Origin of the sequence: Erwinia oleae, assembly GCF_000770305.1 — a bacterium.
Classification (GTDB): Bacteria; Pseudomonadota; Gammaproteobacteria; order Enterobacterales; family Enterobacteriaceae; genus Erwinia; species Erwinia oleae.
Genome location: NZ_JNVB01000001.1, coordinates 122,365 through 134,445 on the forward strand (window position 1 = coordinate 122,365; position 12,081 = coordinate 134,445).

Below are 12,081 nucleotides of genomic sequence, written 5' to 3' on the forward strand. Positions count from 1 at the left end.
CGCCGCCCGGATATTATCCGCCGTTCTGGTGGCGTAAGGGAATAATTTGCACTTTCTGTACGCGATGGCTTTCAACCTGAAGCGTGCGGAACAGATAATCCGCAATGCAGATCTCTTCGCCTTCTTCGGGGACCTGCTGGGTATGCTCCATCAACAGGCCGGCGAGCGTGTTATAGTCGCGTTTTTCGTCCAGCGGCAGCGCCACATACATAATCAAATCATCCAGCGGCATATGTCCATTCGCCGTCCAGCTTCCGTCAGCGTTCTGCTGAATATCGTAACGCGGATCGATCTCTCCCCCTTCGTTTGGCAGATTGCCCGCAATGGTTTCCATCAAATCGCTGAGCGTCACCACGCCTTCCACCGAACCAAACTCATCGACCACAAAGGCGAAATGCGTGCGTGCCGTGCGGAACTGCTCCAGCGCCGGCAACAGGTTGAGCTGCTCCGGAAACACCAGCGGCTGGCGAATGAGCGCGCGAATATCCAGGCTGTCGCCATGCAGCGCCTGCTGGAGCAGATCGATAACATGCACCACCCCGAGCGGCTCGTCGCTATTCTCGGTTATCACCAATCGCGTATGCTGGTTACTGTCGAGCAGCGCCATGATCTCCTCCGGCGATTCCGCAAGATCGATATGTTCAATATCATGGCGTGACGTCATGATACTGCTCACCGTGCGCTGGCCCATTCCCAGCACACGCGCAATCATCATCCGTTCCTGCCGATTAAAAATGGCCTGGCTTTCCAGACGATCGGCGACCAGTGAAGAGGTGTCGCTATCCAGCTCCGCCGGTTCATGATTGCCGCGGAGTAAACGCAGCACCGCCTCAGCGGTGCGTTTACGCAGCGGCCCTTTCGACGAAAGAAAACGGCGGCGGTTGAACTGCGCCAGCTGATTGAGCGCCTCAATAATCACTGAAAAGCCGATCGCCGCGTAAAGATAACCTTTGGGAATGTTATAGCCGAATCCGTCAGCCACCAGGCTGAAGCCAATCATGAGCAAAAAGCTCAGGCAGAGAATGACAATGGTGGGGTGTGCATTAACGAATCGCGTTAACGGTTTACTGGCCAGCAGCATCAGCAGGATGGCGATAATCACTGCCGCCATCATTACCGCCAGATGATCGACCATGCCAACGGCGGTAATAACAGAATCCAGCGAGAATACCGCGTCAAGCACCACTATCTGGGCAACCACCGGCCAGAATTTTGCGCCGCGCTTTTGGGGATCCTCCTCCTCGTCTTTTCCTTCCAGACGCTCGTTCAGCTCCATGGTGGCTTTGAACAGCAGGAAAAGGCCTCCCGTCAGCATAATGACATCGCGCGCACTGAAAAAATGCCCGGCAATGTTGAACAACGGGGCCGTTAATGAGGAGAGCCAGGAGATAGAGGCCAGCAGCACCAGGCGCATCACCAGCGCCAACAGCAGCCCGGTGATACGGGCCCGGTCGCGCAGTGCAACGGGCAGCTTTTCAGCAAGAATGGCGATAAAAACGAGGTTGTCGATGCCCAGCACCAGCTCTAAAACGATAAGCGTGACCAGGCCAGCCCAGATTGACGGATCAACGATCCATTCGAACATTACATACTCGCAAGATGATGAGATTTTGCTGATCATAGAGAATATTCATTCATACAACAAATAATCTGGCATTTTAAGCGCGCAACTTTCAGATTATCGCCAGAAAGAGTAGGGGGAAGTGAAATGAAAATTACCTGCGAGGTAAACCAATATTGCGGTAAAAGTTTCAGAGTTATTCGCATAGCCGGGAAAATTATTTTGCGGCTGGCGTGAACGCATCCTGAAATCGTTCAGGACTAATCTGAATCAAAATTGTGGTGAATCTGAGCTTAATCTTAGTGAAAAAAGAGGATCGACTCTGGTGGTCCGGGATGAAAGGTAGTCTTATTCCTAAAAGGGCAGGCGGGCTGTCTCCTGGTCTTGTAAAGAGGCCATTTATAACTAGTATAGCAACGGGTAAGTAGACGACCGCGTTAATCTCGCTATTTGCGACGGGCGTCCTTTTAATGTCTTTTTCATGAATGCTGAATTGCGTATCATGAAAAAATGCGGTGGCAGTTGACCGGAGAGGACAGGATAAAACCAACAATATTTGGAAACATTAGCGCGTATTGGCAGCCACAAGCCAGGGGCGGTAGCGTGTATATCCGGAGAGAACGGCACATAAAGAGGTTAGGGAAGTCGCCGTTCGCATTGTTGATTTTACCTGTCAATTCTCCCGTTATTCTGCGTATAACAATGACAGGGTTACACCAAACGGAATATGTTGATGTGTAATTAATGATGTGATTAAAAAATAATCAATAATTTTCAATGATGAAAATTAATAAATCACAGGCGAAGAAAAATAAGAGTTAACTATGCGCGATATAGAATTTACCTTCAAAGGGTTATTAATAAAATTGTCACTGGCCCTTTCAGATTTCATTTTATTTAATGCCTCTTTATTTATTGCGATTCTGCTGATCAATATGCTTCCGGGTAATTTTCTGGACGATATTTCTACGCATGATCTTAAGTTAAAAATTGCTACACACATTATTCTCTCAGTTATCTGTATTGGTTGGTTCTGGGTGCGTCTGCGTCACTACACCTATCGCAAACCTTTTTGGTTTGAATTAAAAGAGGTGTTACGCAGCATCCTGATTTTCTCAGTGATTGACCTGTCGATTACCGCGCTCTCTAAATGGGATATGTCCCGTTGGATTTGGGCGCTGACCTGGTTACTGGCAATGATCTCCATCCCAGTTGGGCGGTCAATTGTAAAACGCGTGCTGAATAATTACGGTCTGTGGAAGAAGCAGTCGATCATTATCGGCAGCGGCAAAAATGCCGAAGAGGCTTATCTGGCCTTGCAAAGTGAAGAGGTGATGGGTTTTGACGTTATCGGCTTTTATGATGTTGATAATACGACGCCAGCGCCTGCACTTTTCGGTATTCCCGTTTTACGGGAAGAAGAATCGTTATGGCAGCTCGTTAACAGCGAAACACAATTTATTGTGGCGGTTGAATATGAGCAGAGCCAGTATCGTGACCTTTGGCTGAAAAGTCTGGCAAAACATAAATGCCGTTCTATTTCCGTTATTCCTTCACTGCGTGGCGTGCCGCTGTACGGCACCGACATGGCGTATATTTTTAGTCATGAAGTTATGATTCTTCGCGTCAGTAACAATCTGGCAAAAAGAACATCGCGCGTGCTGAAACGCGCGTTCGATATCATCGGCGCACTGAGTATTATCACCATGCTGATGCCTGCGCTGGCGGCATTGATCTTTATGGTTTCCCGCGACGGTGGTGCCCCTATTTATGGTCATGAACGCGTGGGAATGAACGGTCGCAAATTTAAGTGCCTGAAGTTCCGCTCGATGGTGGTCAACTCCAAAGAGGTGCTGGAAGAGGTATTGCGTACCGATCCTGTTGCGCGCGCCGAATGGGACAAAGACTTTAAACTGAAAAACGATCCGCGCATTACCCGCATCGGCCATTTCATTCGTAAAACCAGCCTTGATGAGCTGCCGCAGCTCTGGAACGTCGTGCGCGGTGAAATGAGCCTTGTCGGGCCGCGTCCAGTCATCGAAGATGAACTTGAGCGCTATGCAGGTGACGTTGATTATTACCTGATGGCTAAACCAGGGATGACCGGGCTCTGGCAGGTTAGCGGTCGTAACGATGTGGATTATGAAACGCGCGTTTACTTTGACTCCTGGTACGTTAAAAACTGGTCACTCTGGAACGATATTGCCATTTTATTTAAAACAGTAGGCGTGGTTTTGAAGCGAGATGGCGCATACTAACCGCCTCGCCTGGGGAGCGAGTGACATCTTTCTCTTCAGGTTATGCGATATCTGGCCGATTAACATTCGTCGGATATAAAACGATAAAATTTTTGACGAATTCCAGGCGTCGGCTTTAATGATACCGGCAAGAGATAAAAGGGATAGGGAGTAAAACATGATGAGCAACAGTTACTGTGCCTGAAAAGGCGGTTCGCCTTATTACTTTTGCATGACGCTACACAGCGGCGGATTCGCCACTATCAATTAAATCACTGATAGCGATGATATAGATGATTACAATGAAAACGAAATTGATACCCCTGATGGTATCAGCAGCCATTCTCTCCGGGTGTACCATCGGGCCCGGATCGCATCTCTCCACCAGCGGAAAAGATGTTATTGAACAACAAGACAGCGATTTTGACATTGATAAATACGTCAACGTATTTCCAATGACCCCTGGCCTGGTGGAGCAGTTACGTCCGCGCCCGGTGGTGGCTCAGCCTAATAAATCGCTGGAAACTGAACTGCAAAATTACCAGTATCGTATCGGTGTAGGCGATGTGCTGACCGTGACCGTCTGGGATCACCCGGAACTGACTACGCCAGCGGGCCAGTACCGCAGCGCCAGCGATACGGGCAACTGGGTGCACTCTGACGGCACCATCTATTATCCCTATATCGGCCGCGTCCGCGTGGTTAATCGTACCGTGCAGGAAGTACGTGATGAAGTGTCCAGACGCCTGGCGCAGTTCATTGAAAGCCCGCAGGTTGACGTGAGCGTCGCCTCGTTCAAATCGCAAAAAGCCTATATTACCGGTGAGGTCACCACCTCCGGTCAGCAGCCTATCACTAACGTTCCACTGACTATCCTGGATGCGGTCAACGCAGCGGGTGGCCTGGCGGAAAACGCCGACTGGCGCAACGTGGTGCTGACCCATAACGGTAAAGAAATCCCAATCTCTCTTCAGGCGCTGATGCAAAACGGCGATCTGTCCCAAAACCATCTGCTCTATCCTGGCGATATCCTTTACGTGCCGCGTAATGACGATCTGAAAGTGTTCGTGATGGGCGAAGTGCGTCAGCAATCAACGCTGAAGATGGATCGCAGCGGCATGACCCTGGCCGAGGCACTAGGTAATGCGCAGGGTATGGATCAGACCGTAGCGGATGCGACAGGGGTGTTTGTTATTCGTCAGATTAAAGGTCAAAACCGCACCAAGATCGCCAACATCTATCAGCTGAATACGAAAGACGCTTCCGCGATGGTGATGGGTTCTGAGTTCCAGTTGCAGCCTTACGACATTGTCTACGTGACCTCAACGCCGCTGACCCGTTGGAACCGTGTGATTTCACAGCTGGTACCAACCATCAATGGTCTCTACGACGCGACGCGTAACGTACAGATAATTCATAACTGGTAATCCGAAACATATGATCAATTCAGTCTTAGTGGTCTGCGTCGGAAATATCTGTCGCTCCCCGACCGGGGAGCGACTGCTCCGAAAAGCACTGCCCGATAAAAAGATTGACTCCGCGGGACTGAGTGCGATGACCGGCTATGCGGCCGACGCCACTGCCAGCAGCGTCGCTGCTGAACACAGCCTGTCGCTGGAGGGCCACGTTGCTCAACAGCTGACCTCGGCGATGTGTCAGCAATACGACCTGATCCTGGTGATGGAAAAAAAACATGTCGACCTGGTCACCCGCATCAACCCTTCCGTACGCGGTAAGACCATGTTGTTTGGTCACTGGCTCAACCAGCAGGAAATAGCGGATCCCTATAAGAAAAGCCGCGAAGCCTTTGAAGCCGTGTACGGACTACTCGAAAACGCTGCCCAGAAATGGGTCAACGCATTAAGCCGATAGTTGAGATTATCCATGAATATAAAAAGTAAGATACCGTCAGCGTCGAAAGAGGAATCAAAGTGGTTTGATTTGACGCATCTTGTGGGGCAACTTATTGACCATCGATGGGTAATTGTAGCTGTCACGGCGCTTTTCATGCTGCTGGGCACGTTATATAGCCTGTTTGCCACGCCGATCTACAGCGCTGACGCGCTGGTGCAGGTAGAAAGCAAAAATCCAAACACCGTGCTTACCGATCTGACCGAAATGGGCGGCCCGGCCCCTGCTTCCGCCGCCGAGGTTGAAATTGTGGCGTCGCGCATGGTGATTGGCAAGACGGTCAAGGATCTGGGACTGGACGTGATGGTTGAGCAGAATTATCTGCCGGTCATCGGCGCCGGTCTGTCTCGCCTGAGCGGCAACAAACCCGGTCAGATCGATATTCCTGAACTGACCGTGCCAACCGAATGGGACGAGCGCCAGGTTGAAGTCGAAGTTAACGGCCCGGACAGCTATACCGTAACCAAAGACGGCGATGAGCTGTTTAAAGGCAAAGTTGGCCAGCGCGTCGACCAGAAAGGTGTGAGCATTCTGGTTAAAAGCATCGACCAGGTGGATCCCGGCACCAGCTTTACCGTGACCAAACTGAGCAACCTTCAGGCGATCCGCATGATAACCGATAACCTGGCCGTTGCTGATAAAGGTAAGGATACCGGCGTGCTGGGTCTGACCTATACCGGTGAAGATCCGGTGTTAATCAGTAAAGTGCTCAATCAGATTATTGAAAACTACGTGGGTCAGAACGTTGACCGCAAATCTGCTGAAGCGCAAAAAAGCCTGTTATTCCTGAAAAACCAGCTGCCGGAAGTACGCGCCAAGCTTGACGCTGCCGAAGACAAATTGAATATCTACCGCCGTCAAAATGACTCCGTGGATATGTCACTGGAGGCGAAATCGGCGCTGGACTCCTCCGTCAGCATTCAGAGCCAGTTGAACGAACTGACCTTCCGTGAAGCCGAGGTTTCTCAGCTGTTTACGAAAGGCCATCCGACCTATCGTGCGCTGCTTGAGAAACGCCAGACGCTGGAAAACGAGCAGAAGAAGCTGAATGATAAAATTGGCAAGATGCCGCAGACGCAGCAGGAGATTGTTCGTCTGACGCGTGATGTGCAGGCTGGTCAGGAAATCTACATGCAGCTGCTGAATCGTCAGCAGGAGCTGAACATCAGCAAAGCCAGCACCGTTGGCGACGTGCGTATCGTTGATAACGCGGAAACCGCGAGCAAGCCTGTCGCGCCGAAGAAGATGTTAATCATTCTGGCGAGCATGATCCTGGGGCTGTTGGCTTCCGTGGGTTATATTCTGCTTAAAGCGCTGTTCCACCACGGTATCGAAAATCCTGAGCAGCTGGAAGAAAACGGCATCAACGTATACGCCAGCGTGCCGCTCTCTGAATGGCAGCGTAAGAAGGATGCCGAAGCACTGGCAAAACGCGGCATCAAAGAGAAGGTGAATCCGCACAATACGCTGCTGGCGTTGGGTAATCCTACCGATCTCTCTATTGAAGCGATTCGCAGCCTGCGTACCAGCCTGCACTTCGCGATGATGGAAGCGAAAAACAACATTCTGATGATCACCGGCGCAAGCCCTGGCATCGGTAAAACCTTCATCTGTTCTAACCTGGCGACGCTGATTGCGAAAGCGGATCAAAAAGTTTTGCTGATTGATGGTGATATGCGCCGCGGTTACACGCATGAAATGCTGGGCGCCAGCGGTAAAATCGGTCTCTCTAACGTGCTGTCGGGTAAAACGGCGTTCACGACTGACATGATCCAGCGCGGCGAGTACGGTTTTGATTTCCTGCCGCGCGGTCAGGTTCCGCCAAATCCTTCCGAGCTGCTGATGCACGATCGCATGGGGCAACTGCTGGACTGGGCAAGCAAAAACTATGACCTGGTGCTTATCGATACGCCGCCAATTCTGGCCGTTACCGATGCGTCGATTATCGGGAAACTGGCAGGAACGTCGCTGATGGTTGCGCGTTTTGAAGCCAACACCCTGAAAGAAATCGACGTCAGCTATAAGCGCTTTGCGCAGAATGGCATTGAGATCAAAGGCGTGATCCTCAACGCCGTGGTGCGTAAAGCCGCTAACGCTTACGGCTATGGCTATGACTATTACGATTACAGCTACAAGGGCGACGCCAAAAGCTGACGTCTGAACGGAGGAAGCTTTCAGATCATATCTGGAAGTTTCCTCTTTGTTTTTGTGCCAGCCAGGTCGTTTTTGAAGAACGTTTATAAGGTGCCTTGCCATGAAGGAAATCTTTTTCTCGATCGTTATTCCAGCCTATAACGCGTCAGAATCCATCATCACCACGCTTGATTGTGTGAAAGCGCAAAGCTATCAAAATTTTGAAGTCACTATCGTTGATGATAAATCTGCCGATGCGGCAAAGCTGGCGGAAGTGGTCAACAGCGAGCGCTATAGCGCGCTGAAAATTAACCTGGTGCTCTCCGACGTTAAGCTGAACGGCGCCGGGGCGAGGAATCGCGGTATCGATCTCTCTACCGGTGACTATGTCTGCTTCCTTGATGCTGACGACGAATGGCATCAGGACAAACTGAAGGACACCCTGACGCGCATTGAAGAGCTGACCGCTCAGGGCAAAGATCGCTTTGTTATCTACAGCCAGGTCAACATCATTGAGGACGGCAGCTTCCTGAAGGTCATGCCGTTAATTCCGCCCGCGCGCGATGAAAGTATTGCAGAATACCTTTTTGGCTGTTACGGCTTTATTCAGACCAGCACCATTGTGCTGAAGCGAGAACACGCGGCGGAGATCCGCTTTGATGAACGCTTCATTCGCCATCAGGACTACGATTTCTGTATTCGTGCCGATAAGAGCGGCTTTGAATTCAACCTGATCGCCAAACCGCTGGCCAGCTATCATATGGTCACCACCTTTAACTCCAGCCATAAAGGTGAGTCGGTTAAGTACTCAACATTCTGGCTGCAAAGCATGAGTCCTTATCTGAGCAAGCGGGACGTTTATACCTACAAAGCCTACAAACTGCCGATTCGCTATAAAATGGATGGCAAAGTTCTTCAGGCGAGCCTGAGTTTCGCGCAGTATTTTCTGCTGACGAATAAGGGGAATCGCAACTACTTTATAGGCCGTGTTAAGCAGAAGCTTTCTGAGCGCGTATCAAAAAAATAGCCTCAATTATAATAAAACGGCGGAAAAAAACGAATGGCAATATATTGGATAATCAGCTACAGCATACTGGCCTGCTGTATCTTTGAGCTGGCAGCAATAAATAATTTACAGGACACCAGAGTTAAACATGTCGTCGCCTGGCTGATGTTTGTCTGTACCATGTCACTGATATTTTTTGGTGGTATACGCGGTTTGCATAGCGGGCTGGATGATAGCCAATACCTTGATTTCTTTCATAATTTTTCTTCTCAGTTGAAGATTACCAATTATGACGCCATCACCGATATCTATCGTTATGAAAAGTTCTTTATGCTGTTGGCCTGGTTCTTTTCATTATTCACCAAAGAAAGTTACTACTTTCTGTTTTTTATTTGTTTGATCGCTGTCACGACTAACGCTTATTGTTATAAAAAATATTCGCCGCTGATGCTTTGCTCGCTTTGTTTATACTCAACGCACCTGTTTATAAATAAAGACATGAACCAAATCCGCTTCGGATTATCCAGCGCCTTCGCCATCGCTTTTATCTGTTCGCTGGCAACGCGCAAATATTTACTGTCGGTGCTGTTTTTGGTGCTGAGTACGCAATCGCACTCCACCGGCTACACGGTGCTGCTGATCCTGCCGTTCCTGCTGCTGCGTGAGCGTAAATATCTGCCGTTGCTGGTGGTGCTTGTTTCTCTTCCGTTAGGGATTATCGGTGGTAAAAAGCTGTTTCTTGATTCGCTCGGCATCGTTCCGGTTCTGGGGGAACGCGCCGCAAGCTACAGCGGCACCAACTTCGATACCGCCACGCCGGTATTTGGCCTCGCGAACCTGAAGAATATTCTTTTCATTGCCGGTTTCACCGTTTATTACTTCCGTAACGGCATTATGAAAGAGGACCGTCTGGTCTATATTCTGCTGATTGCCTACAGCGTGGGTGCAGCGGTACGTATTACTTTCTCGGACTTCAGTATCTTCGGCGGCAGGGTAGGTAACCTGTTCCTCCATGCGGAACCCATTCTTTTCGCTTTCCTGATGATGCGCGTCAGGAATTTGATGCTTAATTTCGCGCTGCTGTTTTTTATGTCTTCTTACTACCTCTATTACAATACGATCCTTTCGGTGCAGTCGATAAGCGGTTACAGCGTCTCTCCGCTGTTCAGAATATTTGGCTGAACTGGACCTGTAAAGCGCGAGAAATAGCCTTTTAATTACGGGTTGTTCAAACCCGATGGAAGGCCCGGTTAAAAGAAAGCTACCGTCCGGCCGGGCCGATTGACAGGATGAATAATATGTACAAATTGCTGATTCTTATTGACAGAATTTCGAACAGCGGCGGCACGGATCGCGTTGCCAGCACGCTCTCCAGCCTGCTCTCAAATGATAATTATGATGTCACGCTGTTTTCGCTTGAAGCGGGCGCCCCTTATTATCCCGTCGATGCTAAAGTGAAAATCCAGTATGCGCGTGCCTCTGCGCGACTCGCAAAAATACATGAATTTGTTCGCTTTGCACGGGCAAATCACCCCGACGGCATCATGATTATTTCAATGGGCAAGCTGTCGGTACAGTCTATTCTTGCTTTAAAACTTTTTGGCGTGAAAGCAAAAATTATTTGCTGCGACCACGTGTCAATTGAGTCGTTTAAAACGCCAATCCGCAAGCTGAAAGTATTCTGCTACCGGCTTGCCGATCAAGTTGTCGTTTTGACCGACCATGACAAACACCATCTTGAAACACACTACGCACTGAAAAACGTTCACGTCGTACGAAATATTTCGCCATTCTACACGGAAAAAAATAACACGACGTTTCCTGCGTTGATGGCAGGCAAACAAAACAGAGTGCTGGCTATCGGGCGATTAACCTATCAGAAAAACTTCGATCGTATGCTTGATGTGTGGAAGAAGGTAAATAAGCAGGGCTGGACGCTGCAAATCGTTGGGAATGGTGAAGATCGCGAGGCGCTGCTGCAAAAAATCAAAAGTTATCAGCTTCAGGACAGCACGGAAATTGTCAGCCCAAGCAAGCAGGTAGATGAATATTACCGCGCTGCCGGAATAATTATTATGACCTCCCGTTATGAAGGGTTGCCGATGGTGCTGATTGAGGCAAAAAATTTCGCGCTGCCTGCCATTGCCTTTGATTGTAAAACCGGGCCGTCGGAAATCATCAGCGATGATGGTTATGTCATTGAGTATGATAATAACGATGCGTTCGTAAACCGGCTGAATGAAACGATCGCTGACGAAGAGAAAAGAAATGCATTTGCACAGGCGGCATGGCGGAATTCAGATAATTATGGCCCGACGCTGATCCTTGAAAAATGGAATCAAATTCTGAACTAATAAGAAGGTATTATGTTTTCAGTCCTTATTTCACTTTATAACAGAGAAAAGCCAGAGAATCTGGATCAGTGCCTTGAAAGCCTCCAACAGCAAACGCTGCCAGCCGATGAAATCGTTATTGTCTATGACGGTCCGGTAAGCGATGCGCTGAAGGCCGTTGTTGACCGCTATACCGCTTCGTTGCCGTTAAAAATTGTGCCACTGGAAAATAATGTTGGCCTCGGTAAAGCGCTTAATGCAGGTCTGGATCACTGCCAGCACAGTATCGTTGCGCGTATGGATACCGATGATATCTGCCTGCCGGACCGTTTCGAAAAACAAATTCCCTACATGGAGGCGCATCCCGACGTGGCGCTGCTGGGCGCTGCGGTTATTGAGTTTGATGAGCACGGCAGGGAGCGACTGAAGCGTTTGCCGCTGGGCAATGATGAAATCAAACATTTCGCGCGCATGAAAAACCCCTTTAATCATATGTGCGTGGTGTTCCGCAAAGAGAAAGTCATTGCGGCGGGAAGCTATCAGCATCACCTGTTTATGGAAGACTACAATCTCTGGCTGCGAATGATCGCTCAGGGATACCAGGTGGCTAATTTACACGATGTGCTGATGAAGGTGAGGGCCGGCAGCGACATGGTGAATAAACGACGTGGATGGGTCTATATCAAAAGTGAAATTCAGCTCTTTTCGCTGAAAATGAAGTTGAAACAGACCAACCCGATCAACGGCATCATCTATTTTTTGATCCGCACCTCCACGCGTGTTATGCCTGTTAAGGTCATGCAATTTCTTTATGAGAAAGACCGTAAAGGTTAAATCAGTGTGCGCAGTTATCGCTTTTAAGAATACGTCTGGGTGACGCAGTAACCACACACTCTTTAA

Annotated in this window: 9 protein-coding genes; 8 read left to right on the plus strand and 1 reads right to left on the minus strand. The window is 49.4% G+C overall.

Features of this window, described 5'->3' with window-relative positions; all coding sequences use genetic code 11:
- Nucleotides 1-13: 13 nt before the first annotated feature.
- Nucleotides 14-1,585, minus strand: a complete 1,572-nt coding sequence (locus GS12_RS00460) for a TerC family protein (protein WP_034943043.1) — start codon at nt 1,583-1,585, stop codon at nt 14-16.
- Nucleotides 1,586-2,385: 800 nt separating this feature from the next.
- On the opposite strand from GS12_RS00460, the gene wbaP reads away from it, so the two are divergent.
- The 8 genes from wbaP to GS12_RS00500 all read left to right on the plus strand — a co-directional run bounded on the left by wbaP (nt 2,386) and on the right by GS12_RS00500 (nt 12,015).
- Nucleotides 2,386-3,819, plus strand: a complete 1,434-nt coding sequence (wbaP, locus tag GS12_RS00465) for an undecaprenyl-phosphate galactose phosphotransferase WbaP (RefSeq protein WP_034915896.1) — start codon at nt 2,386-2,388, stop codon at nt 3,817-3,819.
- 272 nt (nt 3,820-4,091) lie between these two features.
- On the plus strand, nt 4,092-5,225 hold the full coding sequence (locus GS12_RS00470) for a polysaccharide export protein (protein ID WP_034915895.1): 1,134 nt from the start codon (nt 4,092-4,094) through the stop codon (nt 5,223-5,225).
- A gap of 10 nt (nt 5,226-5,235) precedes the next feature.
- Nucleotides 5,236-5,670, plus strand: coding sequence for an arsenate reductase/protein-tyrosine-phosphatase family protein (locus tag GS12_RS00475; RefSeq protein ID WP_034915894.1), 435 nt, complete (start codon nt 5,236-5,238; stop codon nt 5,668-5,670).
- 12 nt (nt 5,671-5,682) lie between these two features.
- Nucleotides 5,683-7,863, plus strand: coding sequence for a tyrosine-protein kinase Wzc (gene wzc, locus GS12_RS00480; protein WP_034943045.1), 2,181 nt, complete (start codon nt 5,683-5,685; stop codon nt 7,861-7,863).
- Nucleotides 7,864-7,963: 100 nt separating this feature from the next.
- On the plus strand, nt 7,964-8,869 hold the full coding sequence (locus tag GS12_RS00485) for a glycosyltransferase family 2 protein (RefSeq protein ID WP_034915889.1): 906 nt from the start codon (nt 7,964-7,966) through the stop codon (nt 8,867-8,869).
- 33 nt (nt 8,870-8,902) lie between these two features.
- Complete coding sequence (locus GS12_RS00490) at nt 8,903-10,030, plus strand: EpsG family protein (RefSeq protein ID WP_034915886.1); 1,128 nt, start codon at nt 8,903-8,905, stop codon at nt 10,028-10,030.
- Between the two features lie 116 nt (nt 10,031-10,146).
- Nucleotides 10,147-11,202: a glycosyltransferase family 4 protein gene (locus GS12_RS00495; protein WP_034943047.1), complete on the plus strand. Its 1,056-nt coding sequence runs from the start codon at nt 10,147-10,149 to the stop codon at nt 11,200-11,202.
- A gap of 12 nt (nt 11,203-11,214) precedes the next feature.
- On the plus strand, nt 11,215-12,015 hold the full coding sequence (locus GS12_RS00500) for a glycosyltransferase family 2 protein (RefSeq protein ID WP_034943048.1): 801 nt from the start codon (nt 11,215-11,217) through the stop codon (nt 12,013-12,015).
- Nucleotides 12,016-12,081 lie beyond the last annotated feature (66 nt).

Coding starts and splice junctions, on each gene's coding strand:
- GS12_RS00460 (WP_034943043.1), bottom strand. CDS start 1,585: ATGTTCGAATGGATCGTTGATCCGTCAATCTGGGCTGGCCTGGTCACG.
- wbaP (WP_034915896.1), top strand. CDS start 2,386: ATGCGCGATATAGAATTTACCTTCAAAGGGTTATTAATAAAATTGTCA.
- GS12_RS00470 (WP_034915895.1), top strand. CDS start 4,092: ATGATTACAATGAAAACGAAATTGATACCCCTGATGGTATCAGCAGCC.
- GS12_RS00475 (WP_034915894.1), top strand. CDS start 5,236: ATGATCAATTCAGTCTTAGTGGTCTGCGTCGGAAATATCTGTCGCTCC.
- wzc (WP_034943045.1), top strand. CDS start 5,683: ATGAATATAAAAAGTAAGATACCGTCAGCGTCGAAAGAGGAATCAAAG.
- GS12_RS00485 (WP_034915889.1), top strand. CDS start 7,964: ATGAAGGAAATCTTTTTCTCGATCGTTATTCCAGCCTATAACGCGTCA.
- GS12_RS00490 (WP_034915886.1), top strand. CDS start 8,903: ATGGCAATATATTGGATAATCAGCTACAGCATACTGGCCTGCTGTATC.
- GS12_RS00495 (WP_034943047.1), top strand. CDS start 10,147: ATGTACAAATTGCTGATTCTTATTGACAGAATTTCGAACAGCGGCGGC.
- GS12_RS00500 (WP_034943048.1), top strand. CDS start 11,215: ATGTTTTCAGTCCTTATTTCACTTTATAACAGAGAAAAGCCAGAGAAT.